At 47.0% G+C, this 18,238-nt stretch carries 15 protein-coding genes; 3 read left to right on the forward strand and 12 right to left on the reverse strand.

The features are described from left to right. Positions 1–358: 358 nt before the first annotated feature. The 11 genes from PAV_RS08230 to PAV_RS08280 form a co-directional block, all read right to left on the reverse strand. On the reverse strand, positions 359–1,513 hold the full coding sequence (locus tag PAV_RS08230; protein ID WP_051135090.1) for a multidrug effflux MFS transporter: 1,155 nt from the start codon (positions 1,511–1,513) through the stop codon (positions 359–361). 326 nt (positions 1,514–1,839) lie between these two features. After that, positions 1,840–3,369: an alkyl hydroperoxide reductase subunit F gene (gene ahpF / locus PAV_RS08235; RefSeq protein ID WP_005545084.1), complete on the reverse strand. Its 1,530-nt coding sequence runs from the start codon at positions 3,367–3,369 to the stop codon at positions 1,840–1,842. Positions 3,370–3,381: 12 nt separating this feature from the next. After that, complete coding sequence (gene ahpC, locus PAV_RS08240) at positions 3,382–3,945, reverse strand: alkyl hydroperoxide reductase subunit C (RefSeq protein WP_005545086.1); 564 nt, start codon at positions 3,943–3,945, stop codon at positions 3,382–3,384. Positions 3,946–4,404: 459 nt separating this feature from the next. Further along, entirely contained in the window at positions 4,405–6,171 is a 1,767-nt protein-coding gene (gene cydC, locus PAV_RS08245) for a thiol reductant ABC exporter subunit CydC (protein ID WP_005545090.1), read from the reverse strand. Then, positions 6,168–7,898 carry a thiol reductant ABC exporter subunit CydD gene (gene cydD, locus PAV_RS08250; protein ID WP_005545091.1) on the reverse strand — a complete coding sequence of 577 codons (1,731 nt, stop codon included), beginning with the start codon at positions 7,896–7,898 and terminating at the stop codon, positions 6,168–6,170. The genes cydC and cydD overlap by 4 nt, the downstream gene beginning before the upstream one ends. Continuing rightward, a complete protein-coding gene (cydB, locus tag PAV_RS08255; protein ID WP_005545093.1) occupies positions 7,898–8,914 on the reverse strand; it encodes a cytochrome d ubiquinol oxidase subunit II in 1,017 nt (338 codons plus the stop codon). Before cydB ends, cydD begins: the two co-directional genes overlap by 1 nt. Continuing rightward, complete coding sequence (locus tag PAV_RS08260; protein ID WP_005545095.1) at positions 8,901–10,304, reverse strand: cytochrome ubiquinol oxidase subunit I; 1,404 nt, start codon at positions 10,302–10,304, stop codon at positions 8,901–8,903. Before PAV_RS08260 ends, cydB begins: the two co-directional genes overlap by 14 nt. Positions 10,305–10,672: 368 nt before the next feature. Continuing rightward, a complete protein-coding gene (locus PAV_RS08265) occupies positions 10,673–11,365 on the reverse strand; it encodes an ABC transporter permease (protein ID WP_005545097.1) in 693 nt (230 codons plus the stop codon). Continuing rightward, the gene (locus tag PAV_RS08270; RefSeq protein WP_005545099.1) at positions 11,358–12,281 is read right to left on the reverse strand and encodes an ABC transporter ATP-binding protein; all 924 of its coding nucleotides are present in this window, start codon (positions 12,279–12,281) and stop codon (positions 11,358–11,360) included. The genes PAV_RS08265 and PAV_RS08270 overlap by 8 nt, the downstream gene beginning before the upstream one ends. 110 nt (positions 12,282–12,391) lie before the next feature. After that, positions 12,392–13,327, reverse strand: a complete 936-nt coding sequence (locus PAV_RS08275) for a sensor histidine kinase (protein WP_040735717.1) — start codon at positions 13,325–13,327, stop codon at positions 12,392–12,394. A gap of 9 nt (positions 13,328–13,336) precedes the next feature. Then, positions 13,337–14,041: a response regulator transcription factor gene (locus PAV_RS08280; RefSeq protein ID WP_005545102.1), complete on the reverse strand. Its 705-nt coding sequence runs from the start codon at positions 14,039–14,041 to the stop codon at positions 13,337–13,339. A gap of 315 nt (positions 14,042–14,356) precedes the next feature. Between PAV_RS08280 and PAV_RS08285 the strand changes: the two genes are divergently transcribed. After that, positions 14,357–15,565, forward strand: a complete 1,209-nt coding sequence (locus tag PAV_RS08285) for an MGDG synthase family glycosyltransferase (RefSeq protein ID WP_005545104.1) — start codon at positions 14,357–14,359, stop codon at positions 15,563–15,565. Between the two features lie 330 nt (positions 15,566–15,895). Here PAV_RS08285 and PAV_RS08290 read toward each other — a convergent pair whose 3' ends face one another. Next, positions 15,896–16,462, reverse strand: coding sequence for a hypothetical protein (locus tag PAV_RS08290; RefSeq protein WP_238555781.1), 567 nt, complete (start codon positions 16,460–16,462; stop codon positions 15,896–15,898). A gap of 560 nt (positions 16,463–17,022) precedes the next feature. Between PAV_RS08290 and PAV_RS33255 the strand changes: the two genes are divergently transcribed. After that, positions 17,023–17,154 carry a DUF4023 family protein gene (locus tag PAV_RS33255; RefSeq protein WP_005545108.1) on the forward strand — a complete coding sequence of 44 codons (132 nt, stop codon included), beginning with the start codon at positions 17,023–17,025 and terminating at the stop codon, positions 17,152–17,154. Positions 17,155–17,411: 257 nt separating this feature from the next. Then, the gene (locus tag PAV_RS08300; protein ID WP_005545110.1) at positions 17,412–18,125 is read left to right on the forward strand and encodes a GNAT family N-acetyltransferase; all 714 of its coding nucleotides are present in this window, start codon (positions 17,412–17,414) and stop codon (positions 18,123–18,125) included. Positions 18,126–18,238: the final 113 nt, after the last annotated feature.

The following is an 18,238-nucleotide window of genomic DNA, read 5'->3' on the forward strand; positions in this document are numbered from 1 at the left end:
TGTCTTCACGTTGATCTTTCCTCGGGCAAGCAGCCTTTCCTTCTTTCCAGCCTCATAGCACCTAATAGCGCCTTTCTAATTACATTATTTATCCCATCGCTCCACTCCTTATCTCCTTACCTCATTACCTCCTATCATCTGCCCAAGTCTTCACCTTCCTGCATGTCATTTGCCCATTGTAAAAGCTCAAAGATCAGTAGGAAGCAGCCTTGTATAGATCGGACGGATGCTAATCACCGAGAATCCTTGCTGAAAAGCACAGAAGCGCTGAAGATTAAGCGAATGACTCGCTTGCTTCAGCGCTTCTGTATGGTGTAGCCGATCTGTAAGTGTAAAGCTTGAGCGTACGGTATTCAAATTAACGCTTGCGAATCATGAATAGGTAACTTAGCACTGCACCAAGGCCACAGCAGGCGATGACAACCCCCATCGGAACGGCTGTATGGCTGCCGGCGATGCCGACAAGCGGCGCAGCAAGTGAACCTGCGATGAAAGACATCAAGCCCAGCATCGCCGATGCGCTGCCTGCACGCTCTCCTTGGCTTTGCATCGCTAAGGAGAAGCCAGCTGTATTAACTACCCCTGTGCTTGATACAACAATAAACAGGGCGATGACAACTGCGATTAACGGTGCCTGCAGCAGTATCGCAGCTAAGAGCAGCAAACCACCGCTGACGGTTTGCACAATCCCTGCAATGAAGAGCCGCTTCTCATGGAAGCGAGACGCCAAACGGCCCGTAATTTGTGTCGCAATGATGAGCCCAAGGCCATTGAGTGCGAAAAACAGGCTGTATGCTTGCGGGGATGCACCGTAAATTTCCTGCAGCACGAATGGCGATCCAGATATATAACCGAACATCGCAGCAAAAACGAATCCTTGTGTGCAGGCATAGCCCATGAATTCGCGATCAGACAGCAGCGTACGGAAGGTTGCCATCGTCGTGCGCAGCCCGCCGGCAGAACGGCGTTCAGGCTGAAGCGTCTCTGGCAAGCCCAACCATGCAGCGAGAATCATAAGCAAACCGAGCAAGCCGAGCACGAGAAATACCCCATGCCATGTCGTAAACTGCAGCAGCTGCCCTCCAGCAATCGGAGCTAATATCGGGGCCAGCCCGTTTATCAGCATGAGCAGCGAGAAAAACTTGGTCAATTCACTGCCGGAATACATATCGCGCACCATGGCGCGTGCAATGACGATTCCGCCAGATCCAGCCATACCTTGAATGAAGCGAAGTGCAATGAGTCCCCATATGGATGGAACAATCGCACAAAGAACTGACGCAATTGCATAAATGATGAGCGAAGCAATAAGCGGCATCCGCCGTCCCCTAGCGTCGCTTAGAGGCCCTAGCATGAGCTGCCCGAAGGCTAAACCCATGAGACAGGCTGTTAAGCTCAATTGAGCGAAAGAAGTGCTCGTTTGCAGATCGCTGGCCAACATCGGAAGCGAAGGCAAATACATATCAATGGACAACGGCCCGATCGCCGTCATCGATCCTAGAATAACGGCCATGGACAGTCTCTGCTTCCGTGTAGGTGCAGAGATGGATGAGGCCGTATTACTGCGTTGTACAGGTATACTCATAAATTGTATCCAGTCCCTTTCTTGTTTGTAATCACGGCTGCAACCAACTCGTTATGATATGTCAATTTCAACCTACATACATGTAACCATTATAGTTACAGCTAGTTTGCGAATCAAGCTTAAATCATGTAAAACCCCCCTCAATATTTCCTGCGGCATACAGAACAACAGCCCCCATTTCATTACGAAATGAGGGCTGCCACCGGCTTAACAGCCGAAGAGACGGGAAACCTATTTATACATAACGATATCGATTAATTGCGAATGAGATAATCGAATGCACCTAATGCTGCCGTAGCACCAGATCCCATTGAGATGATGATCTGCTTATATGGGCTATTCGTGCAATCGCCGGCTGCAAATACACCTGGTATATTAGTAGCGCCATGGCTATCTACAACGATTTCACCCATGCGAGTGCGTTCAACCGTGTCAGCCAACCAGTCTGTGTTCGGCACAAGACCGATTTGTACGAATACACCTTGCAACTCGACATGCTTCGTTTCTCCTGTTGCGCGATCGATATAGGAGATGCCGTCAACCTTATCCGTGCCGGTAATTTCGGACGTTTGTACGTTCTTCAATACCGTTACATTCGGAAGGCTGTATAGACGGTCTTGCAATACAGCGTCGGCTTTCAGTTCTGGAGCAAACTCAAGTACCGTTACATGTCTCACAATTCCTGCAAGATCAATTGCGGCCTCAATGCCAGAGTTACCGCCGCCAACGACTGCAACATCTTTGCCTGTGAATAAAGGTCCGTCACAATGCGGGCAGTAAGCCACCCCTTTGTTCTTGAACTCTGCTTCACCAGGGACGCCGATGTTCCGCCAACGAGCACCTGTTGATACGATTACGGTCTTACTTTTCAGTACAGCGCCGTTTTCGAGTTCAACTTCGATAAGATCCTTCTTCTCTAAGCGCTTCGCACGCTGGAGCTTCATTACATCGATATTGTATTCTTTGACTTGATTTTCAATATTCGCTACGAGCTGAGGACCTTCTGTGTATTTTACACTGATGAAGTTCTCAATGCCGAGTGTATCATTGACCTGACCGCCAAAGCGCTCCGCAACAATACCCGTGCGAATTCCTTTGCGTGCAGCATAAATCGCCGCACTTGCACCTGAAGGTCCGCCGCCGACAACAAGAACATCGAATGGCTCTTTATTGTCGAACTCGGATGCATCCGGAGCAGTACCGAGCTTAGCCAAAATTTCTTCTACGGTCATGCGTCCGCCACCAAAGAATTCGCCGTTCAGGTAGACGCTAGGTACAGACATAACGTCCTTGCTCTCTACCTCTTCCTTGAATACAGCACCGTCAATCATCGTGTGCGTAATGCCAGGGTTGAGGATGCTCATCAAGTTCAGCGCCTGCACAACATCCGGACAATTATGGCAGCTCAGACTGATATAAGTTTCAAACTTATATTCGCCGCGGATACTTTTAATTTGATCAATAACATTCTGCTCTACCTTGGGAGCTCTTCCGCTCACTTGCAGCAAAGCCAATACCAAAGAGGTAAACTCGTGTCCTAGCGGAGTACCGGCAAAAGTAACGCCTGTCTCTTCGCCTACACGGTTCACACTAAAGCTAGGAGTACGGGACAACTGTGTCTTCTCCACAGTGATCCGAGACGACATGTTAGCGAGTTCCTCTACCAAGGACAGCATCTCTGAGGACGCATCATCAGAGCCTGCACTGACCTTGAGAACAATATCTCCCTCAAGAAGCTGGAGATATTGTTCGAGTTGTGCTTTGATATCTTGATCTAATGCCATTGTCAGGACTCCTTAGATTTTACCTACAAGGTCAAGGCTAGGCTTCAATGTTTGTCCGCCTTCTTGCCATTTCGCTGGGCACACTTCACCTGGATTGTTGCGAACGTATTGAGCCGCTTTGATTTTGTTAATAAGAGCACTTGCATCACGGCCGATGCCGCCAGCGTTAATTTCAGCCGCTTGGATAACGCCATCTGGGTCGATGATGAACGTACCGCGGTCTGCCAGACCTGCTTCTTCGATCAATACGTCGAAGTTGCGGGACACGATATGGGATGGGTCGCCGATCATAATATATTCAACCTTGCCGATAGCTTGGGAGCTTTCATGCCAAGCTTTGTGCGTGAAGTGAGTGTCTGTAGATACGGAGTACACTTCAACGCCCAATTTCTTCAACTCTTCATATTGGTTTTGCAAGTCTTCGAGCTCAGTTGGGCACACGAATGTGAAGTCTGCCGGGTAAAAGCAAACTACGCTCCATTTGCCTTTGAAGTTCTCTTCTGTAACTTCGAGGAATTTGCCTTTTTGGAATGCATTTGCTTTGAATGGAAGTACTTCTTTACCGATAAGTGACATAGATCCTATCTCCTCTGCTTCAATTTATAGTTTATTTAGAGCGTGTTGAGAACAACAAGCTCGGTTACACACTTTATAATAATTATTATTAACTAAACGATCCAATCTGTCAACCCATTTTATAATAATTATAAAATAAAAATGATATTCTTTCTCATTTAGGACATACTTCATACATACCTTCTTCATTATGCTGCTATTGAAGGCAAAGTATTCGAATTTAAGGACAAGCTACAGTGGGCCACTCTTCTTTATTACCCCTTTTCAGCAGTTAGCAATCTCTTTTCATTAAAAGAAATTCGCTCAATTTGTCTATCTTCCTTCCTCTTCATCAAGAACATTTCAAATCGTTCACAGTAGAAACGAATTTCCCTATAAAAATAGCACCAGGACGCTTCCCCCTGATGCTATCTTGGTTGTTATGTGCCTCTTTATAGTTAAGAAGCACCAGCTCTATTTCTACTGCAGCGGCCCTTTACCTGGACGATCCAGATGATACAGGTTGCGATACCGCGGGTAATGTTCCATGAGTTCGGCATGAGTACCGCGCATTTCAATCTGGCCATTTTCGATAAAGACAATCTCATCCATGTGCTCGACACCAACCAAATGGTGTGTAATCCAGATCAGCGACTTGCCTTCCATTGTCTCGAACATCGTCGCAAGCAAATCGCGCTCTGTCTTCGGATCAAGTCCGACAGTCGGCTCATCGAGAATGACGACTGGCGTACGCTGCAGCAGCACGCGTGCCAACGCAATGCGCTGCCGCTCTCCACCGGAGAAACGCTGCCCCGTCTCCATCATCGCTGTATCATACCCTTTCGGTAGGGAAGCAATCAGTCCATCCAGCTTAACCCGCTCTGCAACTTGACGAATTTCTTCATCAGATGCATTGCGACGTCCTAAACGTATATTGTTGGCTACTGTCGTATCGAACAGATGCGGACGCTGATTGAGCACTGACAGAATTTCAGGAATATGCGCTCCGAATTCATCAGCACGAATGCCGTTAATCGTTACGTCTCCTGACACCGGCACAATTGCCCCTTGAATCAGGGTCGACAGCGTAGATTTTCCGGCGCCGCTTCGGCCAATCAACGCCACCTTCTTGCCTTGTGGAATATCGAGTGTAATCCCATCTATCGTTAAGGATGCAGAGCCTTCATGCCGGAAGCGCACCTCATCCAAGCGGATATGCGCTTGTTCACGCGACTTTTGCAGCTGCTCAGACGAAATATTCGATTCAGAGCCTGCGGATGACTCGACCTCGGCCTCCCCCATGCCTGATAATCGGTCAAGGGAATCCTCATATTGGGGCAGCTTCTCTACCGCTTCCGATACCGGCAGGAAGGCATCCATGAGTGGGAAGACGACAAGCCCGAATGCTGCGATCATGACAGCAGCCATATTCCCATCTGCTGCTTGCCCTCCTGCCCAGTACACCATCGTAATGACCGTCAAGCCGACGACCGATTGGGCGATCAATGTCCGCCACCGTGCCCATGCCCGCAGATCAGAATCAATGCGTGCAACACGCGCCTCATCTGCTTCATAGGAAGCGACAAATTGGGACGCACGTCCGCTAATCACCCAATCACTCATGCCAAGGACAGCATCTGTCAGCTTCCGGTATAGTCCACTGCGCTCCTGCTTCATCAGGCGATGCTTCCGCCGGGTGAACCAGAGCGATATCCATGGCAAAATGAAGACGAGAATGGCAATGTACAGCGCCATCAGCAATGCGAACGGAAGATCGAACCATCCTAGCGCTGCAATGCAGGCCGCATACATCACAATCGCGATAATACTCGGGAATATGGTGCGTACATATACATTTTGCAAATGTTCGATATCATCCGCCAATACGCCCAGCACATCGCCTGTACGGAATCGGGAGCGGATGAACAAAGCTTGCGGCTCCAAAATCCGGTACAAGCGCACTCGCATCTTCGACAAAATACGAAGCACGGCATCATGGCCTACAAGCCGCTCTACATAATGCACAGCGGCTCTGCCAATTCCGAAGGTGCGCACAAGTACAATCGGCACATATACCATTAATATATTTTCAGGCCGTGCTGCTGATTTCGAAATCAGGAATCCAGAAGTAAACATAAGCGCGCTCGCGCACAGCACTGTCAGCATGCCAAGGAATATAATGAGCGCGAAGCGACCACTGTAGCGCCGCAAATAAGGACGCAGCCATTGATTCTGTTCACGTGTCACGCTATCCCCTCCTGCTGCGAAATCAACATGCTGTAATACACGCCTTGGCGTTCAAGCAGTTGCTCGTGTGTGCCCGTTTCGGCCACCCTTCCTTGATCCATAACAATAATCCAATCCATATCTTCCATCCAATGCAATCGATGTGTCGCCAGGAAGACTAACTTGCCCTGAAATAGTGACAGCATCGTCTGCTTCAGTTCATATTCGGTTTCGATATCCAAATGCGCTGTCGGCTCATCCAGCATCATAACGGGTCTGTCGCTTAGGAATGCACGAGCAAGCGCCACACGCTGCTCCTGCCCCCCACTGAGCGAGCGGCCGCCATTACCAATAAGCTCGTTACGTCCGTCCGGCAATTCCGCTACAAGCGAAGATAAGCCTGCTTCTGCAATAGCGCGATCCACTTCTTCATCAGAGGCATCAGGGACGTAGAATCGGATGTTGTCCGCAAGCGACAAATTGAAAATATACGGATGCTGCGGAATATAGGTCGTCAATTGACGCCAAGCTTCCCCATCAAGTGATGGAACGTCAACGCCATTCAATGAAAACTTCCCTGATGTCGGCCGAAGGAATCCGCCAAGCACATCAATGAGTGTGGACTTGCCTGCCCCACTCTCCCCGACAATGCCAACCTTCAAAAGACCCTTCACCTCACACGAGACGTCCTCCAATGAAGAAGGCCCCTCTACCTCGTGCTTAACACCTATGCCTGACAAGGAGATGGCGCTCTCCTGCGTCCAAACCATGCAAGATGGAAGCTGTGTGTTATTACCCCTTGCTTCCTCTTCATGCTTAATGATCGAATCAATCGCTTTGCCCGCCTCTTTCCCGTTCAATGTCGCATGATAATCCGCACCAACCATGCGAACAGGCAGGAAGTACTCTGGAGCTAGAATCAATACGGTAAGCCCAGTAACCAACGTCATTTCTCCATTAATAAGACGAAGCCCCAGTCCAACTGCAACAGAGGCAACGGACAGCATCGTAAAGAAATCAAGCGCAAAGGAAGAGAGAAAGGCAACACGCAGCGTACGCATTGTGGCAGAGCGGTACTTGTCACTCACTTGCCCGATCGTATCACTGTGTTTGCGGCTTTGCCCCAAAAAGCGGAGCGTCTCCAATCCTCGCAACGCATCGACAAAGTGATTCGATAAAATGCGGTACGATTCCCATTGCCGATCCATCTGTTTGCGTGCAGCAAGACCAACCAGTATCAGAAATACAATCAAAATCGGCAGCGTCACAATCAAGATAATGCCGGACGCTGTATCTAGCGTGAGTACATAAAGCAGAATAAGGATCGGTGTAATGCCTGTACCGATCATCCGAGGAAGAATCAGTTCCACATAGGTGCGGAACTGAGAGAGCCCTTCAAGCACGAGCGTAACGAGATTACCCGTTCCCTCCGACTTGGCGAAACGAGGTCCATATTGAAACAGCTTATCCATCAACTGACGCCGCAAGTTTACCCCTGTCTTCTCGGCGAAGTTATAGGCTACCTTCTGCATGAGTAAGGTCGTCACTTGACGGACGGTAAACGCAAGCAGGAACAGACCCATATTTCCGGCTTGTTCCTGCAGCGACGCGCCGGCAAACAGGGCGGAGATAACCTCCGCCAGCTTGATTGCCAGACCTATGATGGATAATGTTTGCACGAGAGTAAGGGCGGCAATGATGAACATCGCCGGCCTTGCCCCCTTATACTTGAGCAAATTTTTATCCATTAGTATTCTAAATGCTCCTTCTCGTGAACCCGTTTATGAAAGACAAAGTAACTCCAAATTTGATAACCAAGCACAAACGGCAGCAAGGTTAATGCTACAATCGTCATGACCTTAAGCGAGTATGGCCCTGAAGCCGCGTTATGAATCGTCAGATCAAATGCTTTGTCTAACGAGCTGATCATAACACGTGGGAACAATCCGATAAACACAGATGCAATCGCTAAAATGATAACGCCGCCTGTCATACCGAATGCCCAGCCATCCCGCTTCTTCGCCATGAAGAAACCGGCTAGCAAATAAACAATAACCCCAACAACAGCCACAGCCGCCAAAATACCGCCGCGAACCTCAAATACATCTGTCTTGAAGTACGTCATCGCACCGAACGCGACAAGCAATACCGCCAGAGGAACAAGCAGCATCTTCGCTTGCTTGCGGGCACGCTCCTGCAGGGAGCCAATTGTACGCAGTGTAGTGAACATCAAGCCATGCACAAGGCACAGAACCGTAACCGTTACCCCGCCAAGCAAGGTGTACACATTCACCATATCGAACAGTCCAGCCTTCATTTCCATCTGTCCGTCAATCGGCAAGCCTTGGATTAGACCCGCAAATACAACACCGAACAGGAATGGAGGAAGCAGGCTGCCTAGGAAAATCGCCCAATCCCATGTATTCTTCCAACGTTCCGTTTCTTTCTTGCCGCGGAATTCGAATGCGACACCGCGCCCGATCAAAGCAAGCAGTACAACGACAAGCGGTGTATAATACCCGCTGAATAGCGTAGCATACCAGTTCGGGAAGGCAGCGAACATCGCACCGCCCGCTGTAAGCAGCCATACTTCATTCGCATCCCAGAATGGACCGATCGAATTAATTAAGACGCGACGCTCTCCATCCGTACGAGCCAAGAACTTCGTTGACATGCCGACACCGAAGTCAAAGCCCTCCAGGAAGAAGAATCCGACAAACAACACTCCAACTAGTAGAAACCATAATTCATTAAGCGATAGCATGTTGTCCCTCCTGATCAAACGGATCATTCGAATGCTCGTCCTTCATGACTTCATTCGGACCCTTTTTGATTACACGAACGAACAAATAGACAAGCACGATAGCAAGCACAGTATAAATTGTCGAGAACGCGATGAGCGAGAATAGCACCTGACCGCCCGACACACTCGGCGATATACTGTCTTCTGTACGCATGAGACCGAATACTGTCCATGGCTGGCGACCAATTTCTGTCATAATCCAGCCTGCTGTATTCGCAATGAACGGCAACGAAATTGCATAGAGCATGAAGCGCATAAACCACTTATTTGGATTGTCCAGCTTCTTGCGCGCTGCCAAGTACCATCCATACATGCCAAGCAGAATCATCAATGTTCCGGCAAGAACCATGATGCGGAAACTCCAGAATGTTGTCTTCACTGGTGGAATGTAATTGCCTGGGCCATACGACTGTTCATATTCCGCTTGCAATTCCTTCATCCCGCGGACTTCACCGGAGAATTTACTATAAGATAGAAAGCTAAGCAAGTATGGAACTTTGAATTCCATGCTGTTCTCTTGCTTATCTGTATTGATTGCTGCAAATACCGTCCATGGAGCAGGGTCGTCACTTGTTTCCCACAAGCCTTCGCTTGCCGCCATCTTCATTGGTTGGGTATGCATCAAATATTGTGCCTGCTGGTGACCGAAGACCGCAACCAAAATGGATGAGATCGTAGCCACGATAACACCAATCTTGAACGATTTTTTGAAGAAAGGAACGTCCTGCTTCTTCAGCAGTTTATAAGCACTCACCCCTGTAATCAGGAATGCGCCTGTCGCGAATGCACCGAATACGGTATGTGGGAACTCCACAAGCAGCTGCCCGTTCGTCAGAAGCGCGAAGAAATCGTTCATTTCTGCACGGCCGTTGTTAATCGCGTAACCGACCGGACGCTGCATGAAAGAGTTCGCCGCCAAAATCCACAAGGCAGACAGCGTTGTACCGATGGCAACTAACCAGATGCACAAGCAGTGCACCTTTTTCGATAAACGATCCCACCCAAATATCCATAAGCCGATGAACGTTGACTCCATAAAGAATGCCAGTAATGCTTCAATTGCAAGCGGAGCACCGAACACGTCCCCGACGAAGCGAGAATAGTTCGACCAGTTCATCCCGAACTGGAATTCCTGAATAATACCTGTTACGACACCAACTCCAAAGTTAATGAGGAACAGCTTCCCCCAGAACTTCGTCATCTTCTTGTATTCTTCATTTCCCTTTACAACATACATCGTCTCCATCATTGCGATCAGCAATGCGAGACCAATCGATACTGGTACGAAGAAGAAGTGAAAAATTGTCGTCGATGCAAACTGAATGCGCGATAATAAGATCGTATCCCACATATCGTTGTCCTTCCACCTTTCTATTTATACTCTCATTTCTATGTTGAATAGGCTGTAATGCCTCGTTGAACACGGGATCAATGATGTTCATTACATGTTCCAGTTGTATTCTGTCAGATGCGGGATCGCTGAAATGTGATATTAATCACAATTTTAAAGCAATAACTTGATCAAAATAAGAACATTGTGTCAAATTTCACAATTCTGTCGAAAAAAGTGAAAAAAGAAGAAAAAGGCATTGAGCCTTCTTTCCTCTTTACAAGCAGCTTATAATGTGCTGCAGCTTTTTTCCATTTCGATTCTGAAATTTGTCACGGTTTATCACGTGTCACAACGCTGCCACATCATGGTTATGAGTGATTCTGGGCTTATTTGTATAGGTCGATCGTATCGATCTTGCAAATAGTCAAATAGGCTATCCCTACACCAATTACCGCAAATGCGAATGGTACCGCGAGAATGGACCACAGCGTCATCCCGCCATTATTCGAGCATAATATTGCTGCAATGAGGATAGAGCTCGTAATGGTCGCCACCGATGAATATTTGCGCATACCGAACCATAACGGAATGAGACTTAAGCAGCTTGCTGCTAAGGCACTAATGACACTGCTTGCCACATGATGCGTCAGAACGCCTATCGTCGCAGTACCTGCCACTGTATGTGCGTAGGAGTTGTACAAGAGGAATCCGCACATTAGGACAATATTCGACAGTATCATAGATATGAACGTGTATAGCACAACAATAATCAGCTTGGCTGTTATCATTCTTTTTCGCGGAATCGGGTACATGAACATGACCGTGATAGACTTGCTTTTAAATTCATCAATAACCATTCGGCTCAGCAGTGCGGAAGCTGTAATAATGAAGGCTATCTTTACAAACGTATCGATGAGATTGAATACGTCTGACACACCCTTGAACGCTTTATCACCAGCATCCGCCCCATAGATTCCTAGCATAATAAAGAGAAAAATACCAATCGTGATATAAATGGCCGTACGAATATAGGTGCCGAAGCGAAACTTCTGGAGTTCCAATCGAATGAGCTTATTCATGAAGCGCCCCCCCATTCAGTAACTTCATAAAATAATCCTCCAAGGAATGGTGCTTCTTATGCACGGACTCTACAGAGACGTCATTCATGACAAATGCCTTGGTGATATCCTGTTGAGAGACACCCCGTTGATAAATTCGAATCAATCGATTGTCGATGATACGGAAATTTGAAATATGCATGGTCTCTTCCAGCACGTAAGCTGCCTTATTCGCATGATCTGTCACAACTTCAATGAATTCGGATTGCTGGGCACGAACCCGCTCCATCGATACCTCCTCCAGCAGGACGCCATGGTTGATAACCCCAATCGTGTCGGCTATCAGCTCCATTTCCCCTAAAATATGACTGGATATCAAGATTGTGATGCCGAACTCATGCGACAGCTTCTTGAATAGGTCGCGAATTTCCTTAATGCCAATCGGATCCAACCCGTTGATAGGCTCGTCGAGAAGCAGCAGCTCCGGCTTTACCGTTATAGCCCGAGCAATGCCCAGACGCTGCTTCATTCCTAAAGAAAAATCTTTCACGGACTTGCGTTCAATACCGCGCAGCCCTACGAGATCCAGCGCTTCGCCAATCGCCTTCTTGTTATGATAGCCCATATATTCACAATGAAGCTCCAGATTCTCTTGAGCAGTAAGCCTGTCATAGAAAATGGGCTGCTCAATAATGGTTCCCATGCGTGCCAGCAGAGAATAAGACGAAGGGGTCAGCTTCTCACCAAACATCTCAATCTCACCGCTCGTCGGCTGAATGAGGTTCGTCATCATTTTCATAATCGTTGTCTTCCCTGCGCCATTGGGACCAAGGAATCCGTATATCTCGCCCTTCTTTATATTCATGCTGACATTTGACACGACATCCCTGCCTTGATAAGTCTTCGTTACTCGATGCGTCCGTACAATGCAACTCATTGTCTTGCCCCTCTCATCTCTTCTGATGTTCTCATTGTACAGATGAGCTATTTCTTATTTCTTATATAACCCTTACAAATTCCTTACGTTCATCCGGTTTGACCTTTACCTCAAGACATACGCATGAGCTTAATTGTAAAGATTGTTTTTTCATAGGGCTTGCTCCAGAGCGATATTGATCCGCCCATCGATTCGGCAAGCCGCTTCGTAATGGTTAAACCAAGGCCGCTGCCTTCATAATTTTTATTTCGGGAATCTTCCAAGGTGTACATTCGTTCGAATACGCGGTCTTGATGCTTTTCCGGTATCCCCTTGCCGCGATCCCATACATCGACGAATACATGGGTATCATCACTGCGCAAGGACAATCCCAGCATAAGCCCCTCCCCGCCATAATGAATAGCATTGGAAATGAGATTGTTCAGCATGCGATCAAGCGCATCCTCATTGCCCCTTGCATAGAGAGAGCCTTCCGGAATCTGAATATCAACATCGAACCCCTTCATCGTTAGCCGCTCATAAAATTGAAGAATGTTCTTGCGGCATATTTCACTCATATCCACACGAGTCAGCTCCACATGTTTATCTCCAGATTCCAGCTTCGCCAAATCAAAAAAGGTATGTATCAAGTCCAGCACTTCCAATGCTTTGCCGTGTACCCGAGCTAACAGGCGTTTCCGCTCTTCTTCACTCATACGCTCACTATTCATGCGAAGCGTCTCCAAATAACCAAGCACTACGGTAAGCGGCGTCTTGAGGTCGTGAGAGATGTTCGAGATCATCTTCCTCATCGCCATCTCAGTCCTCGCATAATCCGCCAACGCCTTCTCATGATCATTAAGCAAGCGATTGATTTGCTCGATCACTGCAATCAACGGTTTGTCGTCCGTGAATAGCAACAGCTTCTCAGCAGATTGCGCTTGATGAATTTGCTCTAACTTCTTCCGAATTTCCACTAATTGCTTATTTCGTCTTGATCGATTCGCATACTGCGTGTAGACTACGATCAATAGGAGCGCCATACATATAGATAAGAGAATAGTCATCATCATCGCTTAACCTTCCCACTTGTAGCCGATCCCCCACAAAGTCTTAATATGGGTTGGATTCGACGGATCGTCCTCTATCTTCTCTCGCAGTCGGCGAATGTGGACGTTAATAACATTTTCATCTCCATAGTACTCATCATTCCATACAAAACTATAGATTTGTGCTTTTGTGAACACACGATTTGGATTGGTCACGAATAATTTTAAAATATCGAACTCTTTGGAAGTCAATTTCATAGCTTCATCATGCTTCTGTACTAAATAGTTATCGAGATCAATGAATAAATGACCCATCTTAATGATATTCTGCTCAGCAGGGGGCTTCGACATCTCGATCTGAACATACTTGGTCGCCCGCCGGATTGCCGCCTTGATTCTTGCCGAAATCTCTATCATAGAGAACGGCTTCGCAATATAATCATCCGCCCCGAAGCCAAGACCAAGCGCCTTATCCACATCGCTGTCCTTTGCAGACATGATAAGAATGGGGATCGCGCTACGTTCCCGTACAAGCTTAATCAGCTCAAATCCATCCAGCTTCGGCATCATTAAGTCTACAATCATCATGTCAAATGTATCGGAAGCGAAAATGGCCATGCCCTCTTCGCCATTGCTGGCAGTCGTTACATAGAATCCTTCTCTCGTCAAATAATCCGACACCATCTCTACGATGGAGGCATCGTCTTCTACGATTAACAGCTTGTGCTGCATGCTAGACTCACACCCTTCTCAAACCTTCTCGTTCATTATAGAACAATTTTACCAATCTGGTTCAACAACTGAAGAGAATACCTTTTTGTAATAGTCATATTCACGGAGATAGGACTATTAGCGGATATAGTTGGAAGAAAGTCCAGTCGGAATACCCGACTCAGGTCTAGTATATAACCGAACTGAGGGCCATTTTATAGAAAATGGAGATCGGATACGATATTAGTACCAGATCACAAGGAAACGATTGGCATAGTTAATCAATCGAATATATATAGACGAGAATTCAAACACGAAGAAGGAGTGTTATCAAACATGTTCGAACGGATGGAAGCACCGTCCACACCGCACAGGGCGAAGGTGCTGGTTCTATCAGGATCGATTGGCCACGGCCATATGCAAACTGCACAGGCAATTAAAGAAACCGCTGAACGCTGGTATGGTACAGAAGCAGACGTTCACGTAGTTGATTATATGGAGCAAGTATCTCCTCATCTGCACAGTGTAGGCACGTATTGCTTCGTACAATGGGTGAAGCTGTTCCCTAGCATGTACGGGTACTTATTCAACATGACACGCAAAGATCGGAAGCTTGCACAACTGTTGAAGGGTGTTCGCTTTACAAGCTTGCGGCCGCTGATGAAGCTGATCGAGCAGATGAAGCCTACCGTGATTGTCAGTACGTTCCCTGCTGCCAGTGCAGCCGTCTCGAAGCTGAAGGAACGCGGCATTATCGGTTGCCCGGCCGTAACGGTCATTACAGACCATACGGATCACAGCTTCTGGCTTCATCCCTATACAGATAAGTATTTGGTTGGCTCTCATGATGCCAAGACGAGATTAATTGAGCAGGGAGTGCCGCAATCCCGCATTGAAATGACAGGCATTCCAGTACGTCCTGATTTTTACGAATCCTATTCGAAAACAGAACTGCGTAAGAAATACGAGCTTAATCCATCTAAAATGACCGTTCTTCTTATGGGCGGCGGCTGCGGATTGTTGGATCCATCCATGCTGGAGCTCATTGAACATGCTTCCTGGGCACAAGAGATGCAGTTCATCGTCATCTGCGGCCGTAATGATAAGCTTCGAACTCAGTTAGAGCGCTGGGCTGAAGCCAGTCCGCTCCACGTTCGCGTTGAGGGATATGTGAAGCCGGTACATGAGTATATGGCGATGTCTGATCTGATGATTACGAAGTCCGGTGGCGTTACAACGACTGAGGCTGTCGTTCAGCAACTTCCGCTGCTTGTGTATAAGCCGCTTCCTGGCCAAGAGCAGGATAATATCCGCTACTTGCTCCGCAGCGGAGTAGCGTGCCGTGCTGAGGATGCAGAGGAGTTGGTTGCACAACTCTCCATCTTCTCCCGCCATCCCGAGACATTAGAGTGGATGCGCGAGCGCGCAAGAAGCGAGCATCAGCATTCCCCATTCCATGCATTCGATGCCATCGTAAACGCACAGAAGTATTCAATGTCACGGCGCCACAAGATGGAGCATTGGTTGAACGAAACGATTGTGTAACTTATTCATTGCTTTACAAATGATCTTCACCTACCACATAGGGAGCTATTCGCTTTATACATCGTATGAAGCAGAATAGCTCTTTTTGTATAGGAATTGGTTCGGGCAATTTTGCTTTATTTTGCATGATCACATATCATAAATACATAATCATCAGTTTCTATTTTGGTAAAACCTTGTCAGGTATAATATAGTTTCCATTTTTTTGCAATCATACATTTGACAGAAAAGAAATAATCACAAAATATTACTGATTATGAGTACTGACTGATTGATTCAACCAAATAAAAATAGACCTCACCATGTGAGGCCTATATGTATAAGTCCGATTTATTCAAAACACGCGGAATAGACTTCTCCTACACCAAAAATCCCTATCAGTGCGCTTATCACTTCTTTGCCAGCAGTGTTAGCGGCATCTTGTACACCCATTTTGATAGCCTCCGTCGTAGATATGCCCATTCCTTTGGCTACTTTGTAGGTTTCCAGAACTTTTGTCACGAACTTCACAGTTCCACCGGCTGCCTTAATGGCGTCTTTTATTTTGGTAATCTTAGCTGGCGCAAAAACAAGAGCTGCCACAGCCAATCCTACTGCAGACAAGCACCCAATAGCTCCACTCGTGGCATACTCGGAGACGCGAAATTCCGTATTCGCATTGAACCATTCCATGATCGCATCAGGACCGCGCTGAATAACATCATTAGGCATTCTTTCGATTGCAGCAAGAGCTCTTTCCACTTCAACGAAATTCGGATTGGCTTGCGAAATTTTCGTACTGACAGGCGGGCTCGCTTGACTTGCCGCTGCGCTTGCCGCGCTCCCCCACGAAAACACACTGACCGTAATTGCGGTGACCAGCGACAGTGCCTTCATTCCAAAACATGGTACAATCACCCTTCCATACAGAAAATATCATACATTTTCCATGTTATCATTTTGCATAATGCTTTCAATTATGGATTTATTAAACAGGAGTGATTTAAATTAAAAAACTGACAATAGGTTATATTATTCTAGCAATCATTGTAGCATTCGCTATTTTCGCTTACTTTTTCATCCCCTATCCGTTCGTAAAGGAGATTGCTGTTTCTGGCTGCATTTTATATTTCGCAATTATGATGCTCTTACTAAGAATAAAGGACGATAAGGAGCATCCAGATAGAGCGAATAAAAAGACGGGCATTTACTCCGAATTTTACAGAGGAGTTTACATCGGTTTCGGTATCGTTCTGGGCATTAATTTTTTCATTCAACTATTTTCCGATGATGAGATCATGAAAATTACTTCTAGGGTATTCACATATACCTATGCCGCCATTTTGGGTATTATCTATTTAGTAAAGAGGAACAAGTAACGGAAGCCGTAATTCAATAAATCCCCCTCGATGTGGACATGATTTCCCCTTTAACCGGTTATAGTATCATGGAATACCAAACGAGGAGGGATCTGTGCAATGGAGGACACCAAGCAATTTGTAGAAAAGCTGCACGAGGATCAGCAGAAGACAAAGCGCAACCAGCAGCGCCATGGCGAAGGTAACCCGGGATCGAGCTTGCCAGGAAAGCAGCACAGCACGAACAAATAAAAAGGATAGCCGCGCATAAATCCAGAGCCGCATTCATGCAGCAAGGATTCATGCACGGCTTATTTACTATATAAGGGATATCATTAAACCTGCATCATCGAACTTCATCCACAATGGCAAACGGAATGACGGGCGCATCGTTGACTTATACGAACACGCAGCAGTACGATAGACAGGAGGCTTTCAATATTCGGCCGACTAAATGGACAAGCTAGGGAAGTCCAATTTGGAGCCTTACAGACTTAGTACACTGAATCATGATCCGGGGTGGAACCATTTGTAATTCAAAAGCAAGTTACGCTAACAATACAACGAACAGAACTGCCGAAACTAACCACGTAAGACTACGCCGTACTGATATCCGCCAAGCTGCCGCCGTCCTTGCACAAGGATTTATGGATGACCCGTTATATGAGCACATGCTTCCAGAACGGACAACCCGCCTGGAGGTGCTTACCATCTTCTTCCGCAACTATATCACCATGCTTTATGAGGAAGCCGACCTGTATGCAACGTCCGAACGGCTGGAAGCGGTTGCCCTCGTGTTCCGCTCTGAGCGGGCCGGAGTGTCTCAGCTCTCTCATGTAAGGTATCTGTACCGAATTGCTATTGCAATTATCAAATCAATTCCGATGTGCCGTTATATCCGCTTCTCTCAATTCATACGCGGATTGTCTACGCTGAACGCCATGAGCTCCGCCTGGCTATCCGAACTAAATGAGCATGACTATATCCATTTAGACATGCTTGTCGTGCAGCCGCAATACCGCGGTCAAGGTTTCGTCAGCCTATTGATGAGGCCCTTGCTCACCGAATGCAATGCGCGCGGGATCCCTTGCACTCTGGAGACACATAACCCGAGCAACATTTCCTTGTATGGACATTATGGATTCGAAGTGGTGGATACAATCCCAATGCCCGGGAACAGCGCATCCCAACAATATTGCATGGTGTATCGTCCCGATAAATAAATCGTTTACATCTTTTTCATGTATTCGCAATTACTGAGCTGCATATAATCAATTATCCATTGAGCATAGGTTAAAATAACCTATGCTCTAATTTATATACGAACAGGAGGACA

Origin of the sequence: Paenibacillus alvei DSM 29 (assembly GCF_000293805.1) — a bacterium.
GTDB classification, from domain to species: Bacteria; Bacillota; Bacilli; order Paenibacillales; family Paenibacillaceae; genus Paenibacillus_B; species Paenibacillus_B alvei.

What these genes read in the sequence shown, in the direction of transcription:
- cydD (WP_005545091.1), bottom strand. Translation starts at nt 7,898, where the DNA reads ATGGATAAAAATTTGCTCAAGTATAAGGGGGCAAGGCCGGCGATGTTC.
- PAV_RS08280 (WP_005545102.1), bottom strand. Translation starts at nt 14,041, where the DNA reads ATGCAGCACAAGCTGTTAATCGTAGAAGACGATGCCTCCATCGTAGAG.
- PAV_RS08275 (WP_040735717.1), bottom strand. Translation starts at nt 13,327, where the DNA reads ATGACTATTCTCTTATCTATATGTATGGCGCTCCTATTGATCGTAGTC.
- ahpC (WP_005545086.1), bottom strand. Translation starts at nt 3,945, where the DNA reads ATGTCACTTATCGGTAAAGAAGTACTTCCATTCAAAGCAAATGCATTC.
- PAV_RS08270 (WP_005545099.1), bottom strand. Translation starts at nt 12,281, where the DNA reads ATGAGTTGCATTGTACGGACGCATCGAGTAACGAAGACTTATCAAGGC.
- ahpF (WP_005545084.1), bottom strand. Translation starts at nt 3,369, where the DNA reads ATGGCATTAGATCAAGATATCAAAGCACAACTCGAACAATATCTCCAG.
- PAV_RS08300 (WP_005545110.1), top strand. Translation starts at nt 17,412, where the DNA reads ATGATCCGGGGTGGAACCATTTGTAATTCAAAAGCAAGTTACGCTAAC.
- PAV_RS08260 (WP_005545095.1), bottom strand. Translation starts at nt 10,304, where the DNA reads ATGTGGGATACGATCTTATTATCGCGCATTCAGTTTGCATCGACGACA.
- PAV_RS08285 (WP_005545104.1), top strand. Translation starts at nt 14,357, where the DNA reads ATGTTCGAACGGATGGAAGCACCGTCCACACCGCACAGGGCGAAGGTG.
- PAV_RS08265 (WP_005545097.1), bottom strand. Translation starts at nt 11,365, where the DNA reads ATGAATAAGCTCATTCGATTGGAACTCCAGAAGTTTCGCTTCGGCACC.
- PAV_RS08230 (WP_051135090.1), bottom strand. Translation starts at nt 1,513, where the DNA reads ATGGCCGTTATTCTAGGATCGATGACGGCGATCGGGCCGTTGTCCATT.
- PAV_RS33255 (WP_005545108.1), top strand. Translation starts at nt 17,023, where the DNA reads ATGGAGGACACCAAGCAATTTGTAGAAAAGCTGCACGAGGATCAGCAG.
- cydB (WP_005545093.1), bottom strand. Translation starts at nt 8,914, where the DNA reads ATGCTATCGCTTAATGAATTATGGTTTCTACTAGTTGGAGTGTTGTTT.